A 14369-nucleotide genomic window follows, 5' to 3' on the forward strand; every position below is an offset into this window, starting at 1 on the left:
ACCCCGCCGCAGCCTGAGCCGTCCATGCCTCGTTTCCTGTCCCGCCTGCCGATCGACGGCTATCTGCTGGCCCTGATCGGCATGGTGATCCTGGCGGCGCTGTTTCCCGCCAGCGGACAGGCGGCCGTCGTCATGGACGGGGTAGTCAAGGCCGCCATCGCCCTGCTGTTCTTTCTGTATGGCGCGCGAATGTCGCCGGCGGCCATCGGGGCCGGCCTGATGCACTGGCGGCTTCAGGGCACGGTCTTCCTGTCGACGTTCCTGCTGTTTCCGCTGTTGGGGCTTGGGCTGGTCTTCCTGATGCGGGGGTCGCTTCAGCCCGATCTGCTGACCGGGATGCTGTATCTGTGCCTGCTGCCGTCCACGGTGCAGTCGTCCATCGCCTTCACCTCCATCGCCGGCGGCAATGTCGCGGGCGCCCTGACCAGCGCCAGCCTGTCGAACCTGCTGGGCGTGATCGTGACGCCGCTGCTGGTCGCCCTGCTGATCGGCGGCGCCAATGGCGGCATCCATCTGCAGTCCATCCTCGACATCGGTCTGCAGATCCTGGCCCCCTTCGCCATGGGCCAGCTGTGCCGCCCGCTGCTGAAGGACTGGCTGACCCGCCACGCCAAACTGACCGGCCTGGTCGACCGCGGCTCCATCCTGCTGATCGTCTACGCCGCCTTCAGCGAGGGCGTCGTCGCCGGCGTCTGGTCCCAGGTCGCGCCGCTGGATCTGGCCAAGGTCATTGGCCTCAACATCGCCCTGCTGGCCATCGTCCTGACCCTGACTCTGTTCGCCGGCCGCGCGCTGAAGTTCGACCGGCCCGATCGGATCGTCATCCTGTTCTGCGGCTCCAAGAAGAGCATGGCCACCGGCATCCCCATGGCCGGCATCCTGTTCGCCGGTCACGCCGTGCCGCTGATCGTCCTGCCGATCATGCTGTTCCACCAGATCCAGCTGTTCGCCTGCACCATCATCGCCCAGCGCTATGCGCGAGAGAATGAAGCGCGCGCCCGGAGTCTGGTCTTACCTTGAGCGCCGTTCAGCCTTGGGATAGACCGGCCTCAGGCCATCGCGGGCATGATGTAGTGGTAGCCTGAAAGCTTCCCAAGCTTTTCGTGCGGGTTCGATTCCCGCTGCCCGCTCCAGCCGATCGGCGAAGGCGCGACGTTGCCGCCGCGCCTTCATTCCGTTTTCATTTCGCCGCCTCGACCGTCACGCCGCGCTTTTGCAGGATGGCCTGGACGCTGTCGTCGCCGGTCAGGTGGGCGGCGCCGACGGCGATGAAGGCAGTGCCGGAGCCTTCGAGCAGGGTTTGGATCTGGTTGGCCCAGTCGGTATTCCGATCGACCAGAACGGCCTGATACAGCGCCGGCGAGGCTTCCTTCATTTCCGTGATCGTGACGCGGTCCAGCGTCGCGACGTCGCCCTTGGCCCAGGCCTCGACCATTTCATCCAGCTTGGTGGCCGCGTTCTCGTAGTCCTTCAGCGTCTCGCGCAGGAAGACCAGTTGCACGTCGTCGGGCATGCCGGCCAGGATGCCGACCTGTTTGTCGATGGTCTCGAAGCCGTGGATCGGCTTGCCGGCCGCCTCGGCGCGCGCCTTCAACACCAGTTCGACGCCCGACTTGGGGTCGTAGCCGGCCTTGATCAGCGGCGCGACCGACAGGCTGAGCGCCGCCAGCCAGGGCTTCATCGGCTGAAGCTGGGCGGCGGAGGCGCCCATGGCCTTGGCGGCCGCATCCAGTTCGGCGTTTTCTTCCGACGTCAGGCGGCTGGACAGGGGCGTCTCGGGCGACAGACCGTGCTGCTGGATCAGCGGCATGATGGCGGCCTGGTCATCCGGATTGCTGATCTCGAACCAGATGTCCGAGGCGCTGTCGAAGGCGGCCTCGACGCGGGGGCTGGCCCATCCGGTCGTCGGGCGAAGCACATGGACCGAGCCGAACAGATAGAGCGTCGAGTCCGCATCCTTGACCACCCACAGAGCGGGACCTTCGCCTTGGATCGGCGCAGGGGCGGCAGGCGCGGCGGTCTGGGCCAAGGCGTCGGCTGGGACGCCGGCGATGGCGACGAATAGCGCCAGGCCGCCGGCGACGCCCACGGCGCCGCGCGCCAGGCTGGAAACGGACGACAGAAGGCGATCGGTGAAGGTCATGAGAGGTCTCGTTGTTGTCGAAAATGAAGGAGAAGAAGGACGGATCAGGCCTGATCGTCCGAGAAGATGGCTTCGATGGGCTGTCCGAAGACGCGGGCGATCTTGAAAGCCAGCGGCAGGGAGGGGTCGTAACGGCCGGTCTCCAGCGCGTTCACGGTCTGGCGCGACACGCCCAGATGTTCGGCCAGCTGCGCCTGGCTCCAGTCGCGCTCGGCGCGCAGGACCTTGAGACGATTGTTCATGGGTCAGCCCCGCATCCGCGCCAGCCACCACCACGCCCAGACGACGGTGTATCCGATCAGCATGGGAGCGATCATCAAGGCGGCGCCGGCGGACACGTAATCGATGGGCGAACCGCCCGAGCCGATCTCGCGCGCGATAATGTCGCGCCACGGCCCAGCCGAGGACAGGATCAGGGCGACGCCGCTGACGCACATGCCGGCCGTGCCGCCCCAGTACCAGGCCGCCTTGTGCGCCTCACGCGCGGCCTCGTCGATCACGCGCATCCATTCGGCGCCGATCCACAGGGCGCCGGCCATGATGGCGGCGGCGAAGACTGCGGTCACGATCAGTTCGCCCATCTCGGGCGCGATCCATCCCGAACTCGAGGCGTAGCCGACCGCGATGCCGCCGAGGAAGGCGAACAGCAGGCCGCCGCCGAACGTGATCACCGTCGCCTTGATTACCGGCCGCCACTTGCGCATCAGTCAACACCCCTTGTCCTATTGACAAGTTACATTGACATCACGTCTCAGGGCCTGTCAAGCGCCCTTTCCACAGAAAGAGGCCCTACTCGACCTTGGCGGCGGAGATCAGTTCGGGACGGGCGATGGCGCGGGGCGCCGTTTCAACCGGCGTCAAATCCGGCAAGGCCTTGCCCTCGTGATCGACCTGCAAATCCTCGAACCGGCGAGCCGAGACCATGACCTGGCTTTCGAGCGAACCGACGAACTGATTGTATTTGCCGACGGCTGTATCCAGCGCGCGCCCGACGGCGGAGGCATGACCGCCCATGACCGACAGCCGCTTGTAGAGTTCGCGGCCCAGGGCGGCGACCTTGTCGGCGTTGGTCGCCTGCTCTTCCGCGCGCCAGCCATAGGCGACGGCCTTGCACAGGGCGAACAGGGTCGAGGGCGTGACGATGACGACGCGCGAGGCCATCGCCTGGGTCATCAGGTCCGGCTCATGGTCCAGCGCCGTGACCAGGAACGCATCGCCGGGCACGAACAGGACGACGAAATCGGGGCTGGGCTTGAACTGGTCCTGATACGCCTTGGACGACAGCTGGCGCACATGGGTCTTCAGGCTAGCGGCGGTGCGCAGACCGACCGAGCGGGCGCGCGCCTCTTCGTCGCCCTCCCCGTCGTCGAAGGCCAACGGGACCTTGGCGTCGATAACGAACATGCCGCCGCCGGGAAGGCGGACGATGAAGTCGGGCCGGTTCTGGCGCCCCTCGTCGTCAGCGCTGGAGGTCTGTTCGGTGAAGTCGAACCGCCCCGCCATGCCGGCGGCCTCCAGAACGTTGCGGCAGGTCTGCTCGCCCCAGCGGCCGCGACGGCCCGTATTGCCGCGCAAGGCCTCGGTGAGTTTGCGCGCCTCGTCGCGCGTGGCGGACGAGGCCGTCATCAGCTGGGCCAGTTGCTCGCGCAGGCCCCCGGTCTCTTCGGACCGCGTCTTCTCCAGCGCGGCGACATGCTCTTGGAACTTGGTCAGGGTGTCGGCGACAGGTTTCAGCTGGGCGGCCATCCGCTCGCGCGCCAGCTGGTCCTGGGCGCGGAAGGTCTCGGTCGCGCGACTGACCATCTGATCCGCCACCACCTGGGCCGACTGCGCCGCCTGGGCCTTGAGCAGTTCGCCCATGGTCACACGGCTTTCCTCGACCAGATCGATGCGCGCCTCGGCCGCCGCCAGCGCGCCGCTCGTCTTCTGCCAGCCCATATAGGCCCACAGAAAACCACCCGCGAAGGCGGCGGCTAGGACAGCGAGGATCAGCACAAGCATGTTCATGCTCCGTTCCTAGCGAGAGTCGCCTTCAATGAGAAGCGGGGCCCTTCCGGCGCCGCTTGTCCGGAACGTCGCCGTTGCGATGACGTTGGTGTCTCAGCCATTTGCACGAAGGACCCGCCCATGACCCCGGAAAAGCCCCACCGACACGACACCGCCGCCGATGCGGTGCACGACGGCCGGCCGGTCGACGCCGAACTGGTGCGCAGCGGCCGTAAGAACCCGCGCATCGCCGTCATCCTGGCGGTTTCGACCCTCGCCGCCGCGGTGCTGCTGTTGGGACTGTGGTTCGTGACCAACGGCGCTTTCAACGCCAAGAACGCTGAGACGGGTCCTGAGGCCGCCGCCGCCGAGACCCAGGCGTTCGCGGGCGACAGCCAGACGCCGCAGGCCGCCGACGCGCCAACGGATTCGACGGGCCGCGCCGTCGCCACACCGACGGGCGAAGCGCCGAACGTCAACGCCCCGACGGTTCCTTCGAACTAACTCCGTCAGGCCGGGCGGCGGGCGCGAAGGGCCTGGACGATGGTGCCGTCGTCCAGCCAGTCCAGTTCGCCGCCGACTGGCACTCCGCGCGCCAGCGAGGTGATCTCCACATCCGGCCCGGCGATCCGCTCGGCGACATAGTGGGCGGTCGTCTGGCCATCGACCGTGGCCGGCAGGGCCAGCACGACCTCGCGCACGCCCCCGCCCCTCACACGCCCGACCAGTTCGGTGACCCGCAGATGCTCGGGTCCGACACCGTCCAGAGCGGACAGCAGGCCGCCAAGCACATGGTACTTGCCGCGAAAGGCGCCGGATCGCTCCATCGCCCACAGGGCGCCGGCCTCTTCGACCACGCAGATCAGACCATTGTCTCGCGATCCGTCCGAACAGATGGCGCAGGGGTCGCGCGTATCCGGCGCGCCGCAAACCGAGCACGACACGACCTTTTCCGCCGTCTCGGCCAGCGACGCCGCCAGCGGCACCAGCAACTGCTCGCGCCGCTTCAATAGAGCCAGCGCCGCACGCCGCGCCGAGCGTGGGCCCAAACCCGGCAGTTTGGCGAGAAGGGAGATCAGCCGTTCGATCTCCGGCCCGGCGGAGGCGGCCATCAGAACAGTTTCGGCATTCCGGGAATGTTCATCCCGGCCATGGGGCCTGCGGCCTCGCGCATCAGGGCGTTGTTCTGCTCATCCAGCTTGCGCTTGGCGTCGGCATGGGCGGCGACGATCAGATCGGCCAGTATCTCGCCCTCGCCCGGCGTCAGCAGACTGTCGTCGATCTTGATGGCCGTAATCTCGCCAGGGCCCTTCAGGGACACCGAGACGAGGCCGCCGCCGGAGGAACCTTCGGCGGTCGTTTCAGCCATCCTGGCCTGGGCGTCCTGCAGCTTTTGCTGCATCGCCTGGGCCTGCTGCATCAGTTGGGTCAGATCTTTCATGCCCTCTAGATAGGGCGAACAAAGCCCGGGCGACAGAGGGGTTGTGCTCGGTGCGTGATATCGAAACCCAGTCTTTCGGGATTGGCGCTTGCGGCTGTTGCGAAACACCCTAATTAGCACCTGTACTCGTTGCTATTTAAGTCAGGAACGCATTCCCATGGCCTATGACGCTAGTCATCAACGCGACGTCCCGCTGTCGGACGCCGCCCTGTCGCAATTGTTCACCGAGGCGCGCACGCGCAACGGCTGGACTGACCGCCCCGTCGCGCCGGAACTGCTGCGCAGGCTGTATGACCTGACCAAGTTCGGGCCCACGGCGGTCAACGGATCGCCCGCCCGCTTCGTCTTCATCACCTCGCCCGAGGCCAAGGCCCGCCTCATCCCGCTGATGAGCGAAGGCAATCGCGACAAGACGCAGCAGGCCCCGGTGACGGTGATCGTCGGTCAGGACATGGACTTCCACGACCACCTCGACGCCCTATTCCCCCACGCGCCAGGCGCCAAGGCCTGGTTCGCAGACGAGGCCGGCCGGCGCGAGACCGCCTTCCGCAACGCCTCGCTGCAGGGCGGCTATCTCACCATCGCCGCCCGCGCGCTGGGCCTGGATGTCGGGCCGATGTCCGGTTTCGACCCCGCCGGCGTGAAGGCCGAGTTCTTCCCCGACAGCAATGTCGAGCCGAACTATATCCTCAACCTCGGCTATGGCTCGGACGAGAACTTGTTTGCGCGCTCGCCGCGCCTGTCGTTCGACGAGGCCGCGCAGATCCTCTGAGCCGAGCGCTCAGCCCGAAACGAAGAAGGGCGGCCCGTCGGCCGCCCTTTTGTCGTTCATCGCCGGAACGATCAGGTGTTGGGCGGCGCAGACGCCGTCGCGGCAGGCGGGGCCGCCGGGGTCGCCTGAGACGCGGCGGGGGCGCCGGCGGCCGGGGTGGTCCCGGTCGCTTCGGTCGCGGCGGCGCCTTCGGTCACCGGGGCTTCGCCCGTCGCAGGCGCGTCGGCGGCCGGCGCGGCCGCGCCAGGTTGACGGGTGGGATCCGGCGCCGGGATGGCGAAGCCGCCCGAGCCCTGAGTGCGCAGCCAGGCGATCAGATTGATGCGCGTCTGGGTGTCGCGGATGCCGGCGAAGGACATCTTGGTGCCGGGCACATATTTGGCGGGGGCCGTGATGAAGCTGTTGATCTGGTCATAGCCCCAGGTCGGCGCCTCGGCCTTGTGCTTGGCCATGGCGTCGGAATAGGCGAAGCCCGGACGGTGCATGACCGGCCCGCCGACCACGCCCCACAGGTTCGGACCGATCTTGTCGGCGCCGCCCTGGTGCGCGTCATGGCAGGCCTGGCAACGTGCGAAGGCGGCCTCGCCGGCGGCCAGATCGGCGGTCGGCAGGACCGTGCCCCAGTCGGGCGCCAGTTCAGCGGCTTCACCGCCGGCGGCCTCTTCGGGCGCATCGACGAAATAGCCCATCTTTTCGGGGGCTTCCGAATGATAGACGAGGCCCGAGGCCTGCTGGACGACCAGGATGACGAACGCCGTCCCCAGAGCCGCGCCGAAAATCTTGTTCCACTTAAGATCGCCGCTCATACGCCTGGTCGTTTCCCTCTGCCGGCCGGGCCCCTCGAAAACACGCCCCGGACATAATCTTGCTTTGGCGTCTCTGGCACGGTAGCGCCGCCTTCGCAACCGGCCCAACGCGCGACGGGCCAGACAGGCGTCAGGGAAGTCGATGAATCCGTTGATAATGATACCGGCTCGCATGGCCGCCACCCGCCTGCCGAACAAGCCGCTGGCCCTGATCGGCGACACGCCGATGATCGTGCGCGCCTATCGTCAGGCCGAGGCCTCGGGCCTGCCGGTCGTGGTCGCCGCCGGCGATCCCGAGATCGTCGAGGCGGTGGAAGCCGCAGGCGGCCGCGCCGTCCTGACCGACCCGGCCCTGCCGTCGGGCTCGGACCGCATTCGCGCCGCCGTGGACGCCATCGACCCCGAGGGCGATTTCGACGCCGTCATCAACGTTCAGGGCGACATGCCCTTCGCCAGCCCCGGTCTGGCCGTCGCCTGCGCCGCCATTCTGCACGGCGAGCCGACCTGCGACATCGCCACCCTGGTCGCCGCCGAGGCCGAGGCGTCGGACCGGACCAATCCCGACGTGGTCAAGGCGGTGCTGGCCCTGGGCGAAGGCGAACGTCAGGCGCGCGCCCTCTATTTCACGCGCTCGACCCTGTACGGCGACGCCCCCGTCTGGCGCCACATCGGCGTCTATGGCTATCGCCGTGAAGCGCTGAACCGCTTCTGCGCCGCGCCGCCGTCGCCGCTGGAAAAACGCGAGAAGCTGGAACAGCTGCGCGCCCTGGAAATGGGCATGCAGATCTGGGCCGCCGTCATCGACGAAGCCCCCCTGTCCGTCGACAATCCCGCCGACCTGGAGGCGGCGCGGGCGCTAGCCTAGACCTCGTCGACCCAGGCCTTGATCAGGCTGTGGGCGATGGCGAAGGGCGGCGGGGCCTGAATGCTCGGATGCTCGCCTGCCAGCACGGCGCGCGCTTCGGCCCGCGTCAGCCAGGCGACGGCTTCCAGTTCCGTCTGGTCCGGTTGCGCCTGATCGTCCGACACCTCCGCGATCAGGCCGATCATCAGTTGCGACGGAAAGGGCCAGGGTTGGCTGGAGTGATAGGCCGTGGCGATCACGGTCAGGCCGGCCTCTTCCTTCACCTCGCGGGCGCAGGCCTCCTCGATGGATTCGCCCGGTTCCAGGAACCCGGCCAGGGCCGACATTCGTCCGGCAGGCCAGGCCGCCTGCCGGCCCAGCAGGCAGATGGGCTCTGCCCCGCCCTTATAGACCGGCAGCATGATTGTGACCGGATCGACGCGCGGGAAATGCTCGGTCGAGCAGGCCCGGCAGATCCGCTTCCAGCCGCCCGACGCCGTCTCGCTCAGCGTGCCGCAGTTGGCGCAGAAGCCGTGTTTGCGGCGCCAGTCGAACAGGCTCTTGGCCCCGCCCGCGATCGCCGCATCCGCCGCTGGCAGGATCGCCGCCGCCGCCCGCAAGTCGTGAAAGGCGCCCAGCCCGGCCAGCGGCCCGTCGGTCGGATCGATGGAGCCTTCGAACTCGATGGCGAAGACGGGTTCGTCGTTCCACAGGCCCAGAAAGGCCTCGCGATCGCGCACCAGAGCGCGCGCATGGCGCATCTGCAGCCACGCCAGCCTCGGCCCCTCGCCCGTCTCCTCGATCAGCAGCCGCCCTTCCCAGAGCACCAGGGCCTGGGCGTAGGGCTTGGCGGCCTGCTCGGCCAGCCAGTCGGGATCATTCCTCAGGTCCCCGGCCCGATCGAGCGGATTGCCGGCGAAGGTGTTCTGATGGGCCATGCGGGTTTGTAGCTCTTGATTCCAACCGCCGCACCCGTCATATCTCCGCTTGGAGATCGCGGGCGAAGGTTTCGCCAATCTGGTCAGGGCCGGAAGGCAGCAGCCACAACGAATTCCCCTTCGGGTCGCGGTCTCTACTTCCTCTTTTTTGCGCTAGCGCTCGCCGCACGGCGGCTCGCTGCTCGAGCGCGTTTGGCGCGCCATTTTTTGAACGCCAAGGGCAGACGGTTGTGATACGCCACAACTTCTGCGAACGTCGTCCTATGAGACCTGTATGGCTCCTTGGATTGTTGGGGTTGTGCGCCTGTGGATCGGCGCCCGCAGAGCCGCGACCGCAGTTGACGGGGTTCAGCGTCTACCGGACGATGGGCTGTTACGACACGGCGCTTCAGACAAACGGCGCTCAGATCGATCTCAACCCTGACGGAACCGTCCAGATTTCGACGTACAACGGCGAAAAATCTCAACGTACTTCCGTAAGTGAAATCGGTCGTCGCCTGTACGAAATGGGCCTCGATGTCAGGAACCCGATCTACGTCGAGCCGAAAGCATCCAATCGGTACACCGACGTGGTTGGAATCCTGAAGGACTTGCAGACGCGAGGGTACCAGCACGTGCGGCTGATGGACTTGCCTGCATGACCCAGTCCCAGGGTCGAGCTTTCGATCCGAGATAATCCAGCCTTTTGGACGAACGGCCGCTTCGCTGCGGACCTCACCCGCTGTAAGACTTCTCCCCATGACGGACAGCGACACGAATCTCGACGGCCCGCCCTGGGAAGAGGACGACGTCGCCCCGCGCGACGAGAACACCAATGACATGTTCGGCGCGCCTGCCGCGGCGCCCGAGCCGGTCGTTACGCCCGCTGCCGCCCCCGTCGCCAAGCCCGCCCCTGCCGAACTCGCGGCTCACGTCGATGACGGCGCCGCCTATCAGGTGCTGGCGCGCAAATACCGGCCGCGCACCTTCGAGGATCTGATCGGTCAGGAGGCGATGGTGCGCACCCTGACCAACGCCTTCGCCACGGGCCGCATCGCCCACGCCTTCATGCTGACGGGCGTGCGCGGCGTCGGCAAGACGACCACCGCCCGCCTGTTGGCCCGCGCCCTGAACAACGAAACAGACGTCATCGACAAGCCGTCGCTGACCCTGACCGCCCACGGCCGGCACGACGCCGCCATCATGGCCGGCCAGCATATGGATGTGATGGAGATGGACGCGGCGTCGCACACCGGCGTCAACGACATCCGCGACATTCTGGAAAGCGTCCGCTATGCGCCCGTCGAGGCGCGCTACAAGGTCTATGTGCTGGACGAGGTCCACATGCTGTCGACGCAGGCGTTCAACGCCCTGCTCAAGACGCTGGAAGAGCCGCCCCCCCACGCCAAATTCATCTTCGCCACCACCGAGATCCGCAAGGTGCCGGTGACGATCCTGAGCCGCTGTCAGCGCTTCGACCTGCGTCGTGTCGAGCCGGAAATCCTGGTCGAGCATCTGGGCCGGATCGCAGACCGCGAAGGCATGAAGATCGAGAACGACGCGCTGGCCCTGATCTCGCGCGCGGCCGAGGGATCGGTGCGCGACGGCCTGTCGCTGCTGGACCAGGCCTTGGTCCAGGCCGAGCGCGGCGAGACGGTCAAGACCGAGACGGTGCGCGACATGCTGGGCCTGGCCGACCGCACCCAGACCATCGCCCTGTTCGAAAGCGTCATGGCCGGCCGCACGCCCGAGGCGCTGGAGAGTTTCCGCACCCTGTACGGCTTCGGCGCCGATCCGGTGCAGGTGACAAACGACCTGTTGGAACATTGCCACGCCGCCTCGGTCGCCAAGATGCTGGGTCCGAACGCGACGCGCCTGCCCAACGATCAGGCGCAGAAGCTGGCGGCCCTGGGCGCGGCCATTCCGGCGGCGACCCTGTCGCGCACCTGGCAGATGCTGCTGAAGGCGCTGGACGAGGTGCGGCGCGCGCCCAATCCGGCCGATGCGGTGGAAATGGCCATCGTGCGCCTGGCCTACGCCGCCGACCTGCCGGGACCGGAGGAGGCGCTGAAGCGGCTGCAGTCCGGTGAACCGATGGGGGGCGGCTCCGCCCCGCGTGGTGGCGGTGGCGGTGGTGGAAGCGGCGGCGGAACTTCGGCGCAGCTGGCCGCGCGGCCGGTGATGGCGCCTGCCCTGCCCGATCCGCAGACCTTCGAACAGGTCGTCGCCCTGATCGGCGAGAAGCGCGAGGTCGGACTTCAGATGGATGTGGAGCGGTATGTGAAGCCGGTCTCGTTCAAGCCCGGCGCCATCGTCTATGAAAGCGTCCAGGGCGCGCCCATCGAACTGGCGCGCAAGCTGTCGGCCCGCCTGCGCGAATGGACTGGTCGCACCTGGCTGATCGCCGCCAATGGCCAGGGCGGGACCGAGACGGTCATCGAGATCCAGAAAAAGGCCCGCGCCGCCGAACGCGCCGAGGTCGAGGCCAATCCCTTTGTCCAGGCGGTGCTCCAGGCCTTCCCCGGCGCGAAGCTGGGCGAGATCAAGACCATCGCCCCGACCGTGGTCACCCCGGAAATCCCCGACGTGGTCGAGGACGACGACGAGGATTGAGGGTTCGGCCTACCGCGGCGCGCGCTTGGCCAGGATGCGTTGCAGGGTGCGGCGATGCATGCCCAGGCGGCGCGCCGTCTCCGAGACATTGTGGTCGCACAGCTCATAGACGCGCTGGATATGCTCCCAGCGCACGCGGTCAGCGCTCATCGGGTTTTCGGGCGGTTCAGGCGAATCGCCGGTGGCGAGCAGGGCCTTGACCACATCGTCGGCATCGGCGGGCTTGGACAGATAGTCGACGGCGCCGGCCTTGACCGCCGCGACCGCCGTGGCGATGGCGCCGTAGCCGGTCAACATGACGATGCGGGCGTCCTCGCGCTTCTCACGCACCGCCTCGACGATCTTCAGGCCGTTGCCGTCCTCAAGCCGCATGTCCAGCACGGCGAAGGCCGGCGCCTTGTCGCGCAGCAACTGCATCGCCTCGGCGACGGATTCAGCGGTCGTCACCTGAAAACCGCGCGCTTCCAGCGCCCGCCCCATGCGGGTGCGCAGGGCCTGATCGTCATCCAGCAGCAGCAGGGACTTGTCGGGCAGGGCGGCGATGCGGGCTTCGAGTTCTGACATGCGTTTCTCTCCTGCCGCTTCAAGTCGGGACGGGTAGCGCGCGGGTCAAGGCCAAGGTTCCGCCTGCGACGCTTCGACCCAATCGCCTCATGCCGCGACCTCCAGCGCCGGCCGCGCCCAGCGCACCGCCACGCGCGCGCCGCGGGGCGCGGCCCGTGTCTCGGTCTGGGCGTCCGATTGCGGCAGGCCCTGGCCCACGCTGACCGACCCGCCGGTTCGTTCCAGCAGGGTGCGGGCGATGAAGAAGCCCAGCCCCATGCCGCCTTGGCTGGGGGCGATGGGCGGCTCGACAGTTGCGCGAGGCTTGGAGGGTCTGGCGGCGGTGGCGATCTGGGCGGCCAGGGCCTGGCGCGCCTTGCCCTGCGGCCGACTGGTCACATAGGGCTCGCCCAGCCGGGGCAGGATGTCCCCCGCAAAGCCCGGCCCGTCGTCCAGGATCTCGATCTCGATCCAGCCGGCGTCCACCACCGCCTGGACCCGCACCGTGGTCTTGGCGAAATCGGCGGCGTTCTCGACCAGGGTGGACAGGCCGTGGATCACCTCCGGCATCCGGCGCACGCGCGGAGCGGGCTGACCCGGCGGCGTCTTGACCAGCACATCAAAGGCCAGGTCGAAGCCCCGGTGCGGCTCCACCACCTCTTCCAGCAGCGCCTTCAGCGACACGTCGGCATACAAAGCGTCGTCGCCCTCGGGCTGCTGCGACAGCTGGGTCAGGATGCCCCGGCACCGTTCGGCCTGTTGCAGGATCAGGGCCGCGTCCTCGGCCGCGTCGCTGTCGGGGGCGGAGGCGCGCTGAAGCTCCTTGGCCACCACCTGAATGGTCGCCAGCGGCGTTCCCAGTTCGTGCGCCGCCGCCGCCGCCAGTCCGCCCAGCGCCGCCAGCCTCTGTTCGCGTTGCAGCACGTCCTGGGTGGTCGCCAGGGCCAGTTCCAGCTTCTCCGCATCGGCCGCCACCCGCCAGGCATAGCCGGCGGTGAAGACCACGCCGGTCACCAGGGCCATGGCCATGCCGAGGCGATAAAGCGTCGGCAGGTGGAAGTTCTCGTGCGGTCGCCAGGGCAGGGGCTCGGACCAGAAGAACAGCACCCCGACCGCGATCAGGGCCAGCACGCCCAGCATCAGGGCCTGACGCGCCGGCAGGGCCGCCGCCGCGATGGTGACGGGCGCGACCAGCAGCAGGCAGAACGGGTTCTCCAGCCCGCCGGTCAGACCCAGCAGCACGCCCAGCTGGAAAATGTCGAAGCCCAGGTGGATCGCCGTTGTGCGCCCGTCCGGCAGGCTGGCCTCCAGCCGGCGCACGCGCGCCATGGCCCCCACATTCACAGCCGCGCTGATGGCGATCACGATCAGGCAGGGCCAGAGCGGCAGCGGGAAATGCAGCCCCTGATGCGCCGTCAGGATCGCCGCGCTCTGGCCGATGATCGTCAGCCAGCGCAGAACGATCAGGGTCCGCAGCGAAAACCCCCGACCGCGACGCGGCGCATCGCTCCAGCCGTTCAACGGCTCCGAAGAGGATACGCGGTGCGGCGCCATGCGGGCTTCTGTCGAGGTCACACGCCTTCTATAGACCGATCACATCCGTTTCGTGAGAGGCCGTCATGCCGCGTCGTTCCATCCTGCTGTTCGCGGGCGCCTGCATCGCCATCGCCGTGGCGCTGGCCATCATCACCGTCGTGGTGGTCAGCGGTCGCGCGCCCACGTCGGACGGCGCCGAGGTGACGTCGACCGGCCAGCCCCTGGTCGGCGGCGACTTCAAACTGGTCAATCAGGATGGACAACCCGTCGATCAGACGATGCTGAACGGCAAATGGAGCCTGGTCTTCTTCGGCTTCACCTACTGCCCCGAGTTCTGCCCGACCACCCTGGCCGAGCTGGGCGCGGTGCAGCAGCGGCTGGGCGACAGGGCGGACAATCTGCAAATCGTCTTCGTCAGCATTGACCCTGAACGCGACACGCCCCAGGCGCTGAAGGACTATCTGTCATCCGACGGCTTTCCCAAGGGAACCATCGGCCTGACGGGCACGCCCGAACAGGTGGCGACCGCCGCCAAAGCCTACCGCGCCTTCTATCAGAAGGTCGGCGAGGGCGAGGGCTATACGATGAACCACTCCCTGACCGTCTATCTGATGGGCCCGGACGGAAAGTTCCGCACCGCCGTCGCCTATGGAATGGGGCCGGACAAGACGACCAAGATCATCGAACAGGCGATGGCGCGGGGTTAGCAGCGACCCCATAATCCTTTTGCAGGGTGATGCATTATATGTTGCCCTGCACAAACGGCGC

General features: G+C 67.7%; 17 protein-coding genes, 1 tRNA gene and 1 other RNA gene. 9 read left to right on the forward strand and 10 right to left on the reverse strand.

Features of this window, described 5'->3' with window-relative positions:
- Positions 1-24: 24 nt before the first annotated feature.
- Both E4341_RS00195 and E4341_RS00200 read left to right on the forward strand, forming a co-directional pair.
- A complete protein-coding gene (locus tag E4341_RS00195) occupies positions 25-1020 on the forward strand; it encodes a bile acid:sodium symporter family protein (RefSeq protein ID WP_165113849.1) in 996 nt (331 codons plus the stop codon).
- A gap of 39 nt (positions 1021-1059) precedes the next feature.
- A tRNA-Gly gene (locus E4341_RS00200) sits at positions 1060-1133 on the forward strand.
- Positions 1134-1180: 47 nt separating this feature from the next.
- Here the strand turns inward: E4341_RS00200 and E4341_RS00205 are convergent.
- From E4341_RS00205 to E4341_RS00220, 4 genes are all read right to left on the reverse strand, one after another.
- Positions 1181-2143 carry a TraB/GumN family protein gene (locus E4341_RS00205; protein WP_165113853.1) on the reverse strand — a complete coding sequence of 321 codons (963 nt, stop codon included), beginning with the start codon at positions 2141-2143 and terminating at the stop codon, positions 1181-1183.
- 44 nt (positions 2144-2187) lie between these two features.
- Positions 2188-2385 (reverse strand): helix-turn-helix transcriptional regulator, encoded by a 198-nt coding sequence (locus E4341_RS00210; protein ID WP_165113856.1) that lies wholly within the window; start codon positions 2383-2385, stop codon positions 2188-2190.
- 3 nt (positions 2386-2388) lie between these two features.
- Positions 2389-2847: a hypothetical protein gene (locus tag E4341_RS00215; RefSeq protein ID WP_055754452.1), complete on the reverse strand. Its 459-nt coding sequence runs from the start codon at positions 2845-2847 to the stop codon at positions 2389-2391.
- An 85-nt stretch (positions 2848-2932) separates the two neighbouring features.
- The gene (locus E4341_RS00220; protein WP_165113859.1) at positions 2933-4150 is read right to left on the reverse strand and encodes a DNA recombination protein RmuC; all 1218 of its coding nucleotides are present in this window, start codon (positions 4148-4150) and stop codon (positions 2933-2935) included.
- Between the two features lie 120 nt (positions 4151-4270).
- On the opposite strand from E4341_RS00220, the gene E4341_RS00225 reads away from it, so the two are divergent.
- A complete protein-coding gene (locus E4341_RS00225) occupies positions 4271-4633 on the forward strand; it encodes a hypothetical protein (RefSeq protein WP_165113863.1) in 363 nt (120 codons plus the stop codon).
- 5 nt (positions 4634-4638) lie between these two features.
- Here the strand turns inward: E4341_RS00225 and recR are convergent, their stop codons facing one another.
- Positions 4639-5241, reverse strand: a complete 603-nt coding sequence (recR, locus tag E4341_RS00230) for a recombination mediator RecR (protein ID WP_091751010.1) — start codon at positions 5239-5241, stop codon at positions 4639-4641.
- A complete protein-coding gene (locus E4341_RS00235; RefSeq protein ID WP_165113867.1) occupies positions 5241-5570 on the reverse strand; it encodes a YbaB/EbfC family nucleoid-associated protein in 330 nt (109 codons plus the stop codon). The genes recR and E4341_RS00235 overlap by 1 nt, the downstream gene beginning before the upstream one ends.
- 157 nt (positions 5571-5727) lie before the next feature.
- Between E4341_RS00235 and E4341_RS00240 the strand changes: the two genes are divergently transcribed.
- Positions 5728-6342, forward strand: a complete 615-nt coding sequence (locus tag E4341_RS00240) for a malonic semialdehyde reductase (protein ID WP_165113871.1) — start codon at positions 5728-5730, stop codon at positions 6340-6342.
- 71 nt (positions 6343-6413) lie between these two features.
- Here E4341_RS00240 and E4341_RS00245 read toward each other — a convergent pair whose 3' ends face one another.
- Positions 6414-7148 (reverse strand): cytochrome c family protein, encoded by a 735-nt coding sequence (locus tag E4341_RS00245; RefSeq protein WP_165113878.1) that lies wholly within the window; start codon positions 7146-7148, stop codon positions 6414-6416.
- 142 nt (positions 7149-7290) lie between these two features.
- On the opposite strand from E4341_RS00245, the gene E4341_RS00250 reads away from it, so the two are divergent.
- A complete protein-coding gene (locus E4341_RS00250) occupies positions 7291-8013 on the forward strand; it encodes a 3-deoxy-manno-octulosonate cytidylyltransferase (protein WP_026108498.1) in 723 nt (240 codons plus the stop codon).
- Here E4341_RS00250 and nudC read toward each other — a convergent pair.
- The gene (gene nudC, locus E4341_RS00255; RefSeq protein ID WP_165113883.1) at positions 8010-8930 is read right to left on the reverse strand and encodes an NAD(+) diphosphatase; all 921 of its coding nucleotides are present in this window, start codon (positions 8928-8930) and stop codon (positions 8010-8012) included. The genes E4341_RS00250 and nudC overlap by 4 nt on opposite strands.
- A gap of 47 nt (positions 8931-8977) precedes the next feature.
- On the opposite strand from nudC, the gene ffs reads away from it, so the two are divergent.
- From ffs to E4341_RS00270, 3 genes are all read left to right on the forward strand, one after another.
- Positions 8978-9073: signal recognition particle sRNA small type (gene ffs, locus E4341_RS00260), an RNA gene on the forward strand.
- A gap of 195 nt (positions 9074-9268) precedes the next feature.
- Positions 9269-9571 (forward strand): hypothetical protein, encoded by a 303-nt coding sequence (locus E4341_RS00265; RefSeq protein ID WP_165113888.1) that lies wholly within the window; start codon positions 9269-9271, stop codon positions 9569-9571.
- A 97-nt stretch (positions 9572-9668) separates the two neighbouring features.
- Entirely contained in the window at positions 9669-11522 is a 1854-nt protein-coding gene (locus E4341_RS00270; protein ID WP_165113907.1) for a DNA polymerase III subunit gamma/tau, read from the forward strand.
- A gap of 9 nt (positions 11523-11531) precedes the next feature.
- Here E4341_RS00270 and E4341_RS00275 read toward each other — a convergent pair whose 3' ends face one another.
- The gene (locus E4341_RS00275; protein WP_165113932.1) at positions 11532-12086 is read right to left on the reverse strand and encodes an ActR/PrrA/RegA family redox response regulator transcription factor; all 555 of its coding nucleotides are present in this window, start codon (positions 12084-12086) and stop codon (positions 11532-11534) included.
- A gap of 87 nt (positions 12087-12173) precedes the next feature.
- Positions 12174-13640, reverse strand: a complete 1467-nt coding sequence (locus E4341_RS00280; protein ID WP_240893585.1) for an ActS/PrrB/RegB family redox-sensitive histidine kinase — start codon at positions 13638-13640, stop codon at positions 12174-12176.
- 44 nt (positions 13641-13684) lie between these two features.
- On the opposite strand from E4341_RS00280, the gene E4341_RS00285 reads away from it, so the two are divergent.
- A complete protein-coding gene (locus E4341_RS00285; protein ID WP_165113935.1) occupies positions 13685-14308 on the forward strand; it encodes an SCO family protein in 624 nt (207 codons plus the stop codon).
- Positions 14309-14369: the final 61 nt, after the last annotated feature.

This window comes from Brevundimonas sp. 'scallop' (genome assembly GCF_011045535.1).
GTDB classification, from domain to species: domain Bacteria; phylum Pseudomonadota; class Alphaproteobacteria; order Caulobacterales; family Caulobacteraceae; genus Brevundimonas; species Brevundimonas vesicularis.

Bases quoted from the DNA above. Each gene is read 5' to 3' on its own strand.
- E4341_RS00195 (WP_165113849.1), top strand. From the start codon at position 25: ATGCCTCGTTTCCTGTCCCGCCTGCCGATCGACGGCTATCTGCTGGCC.
- E4341_RS00205 (WP_165113853.1), bottom strand. From the start codon at position 2,143: ATGACCTTCACCGATCGCCTTCTGTCGTCCGTTTCCAGCCTGGCGCGC.
- E4341_RS00210 (WP_165113856.1), bottom strand. From the start codon at position 2,385: ATGAACAATCGTCTCAAGGTCCTGCGCGCCGAGCGCGACTGGAGCCAG.
- E4341_RS00215 (WP_055754452.1), bottom strand. From the start codon at position 2,847: ATGCGCAAGTGGCGGCCGGTAATCAAGGCGACGGTGATCACGTTCGGC.
- E4341_RS00220 (WP_165113859.1), bottom strand. From the start codon at position 4,150: ATGAACATGCTTGTGCTGATCCTCGCTGTCCTAGCCGCCGCCTTCGCG.
- E4341_RS00225 (WP_165113863.1), top strand. From the start codon at position 4,271: ATGACCCCGGAAAAGCCCCACCGACACGACACCGCCGCCGATGCGGTG.
- recR (WP_091751010.1), bottom strand. From the start codon at position 5,241: ATGGCCGCCTCCGCCGGGCCGGAGATCGAACGGCTGATCTCCCTTCTC.
- E4341_RS00235 (WP_165113867.1), bottom strand. From the start codon at position 5,570: ATGAAAGATCTGACCCAACTGATGCAGCAGGCCCAGGCGATGCAGCAA.
- E4341_RS00240 (WP_165113871.1), top strand. From the start codon at position 5,728: ATGGCCTATGACGCTAGTCATCAACGCGACGTCCCGCTGTCGGACGCC.
- E4341_RS00245 (WP_165113878.1), bottom strand. From the start codon at position 7,148: ATGAGCGGCGATCTTAAGTGGAACAAGATTTTCGGCGCGGCTCTGGGG.
- E4341_RS00250 (WP_026108498.1), top strand. From the start codon at position 7,291: ATGAATCCGTTGATAATGATACCGGCTCGCATGGCCGCCACCCGCCTG.
- nudC (WP_165113883.1), bottom strand. From the start codon at position 8,930: ATGGCCCATCAGAACACCTTCGCCGGCAATCCGCTCGATCGGGCCGGG.
- E4341_RS00270 (WP_165113907.1), top strand. From the start codon at position 9,669: ATGACGGACAGCGACACGAATCTCGACGGCCCGCCCTGGGAAGAGGAC.
- E4341_RS00275 (WP_165113932.1), bottom strand. From the start codon at position 12,086: ATGTCAGAACTCGAAGCCCGCATCGCCGCCCTGCCCGACAAGTCCCTG.
- E4341_RS00285 (WP_165113935.1), top strand. From the start codon at position 13,685: ATGCCGCGTCGTTCCATCCTGCTGTTCGCGGGCGCCTGCATCGCCATC.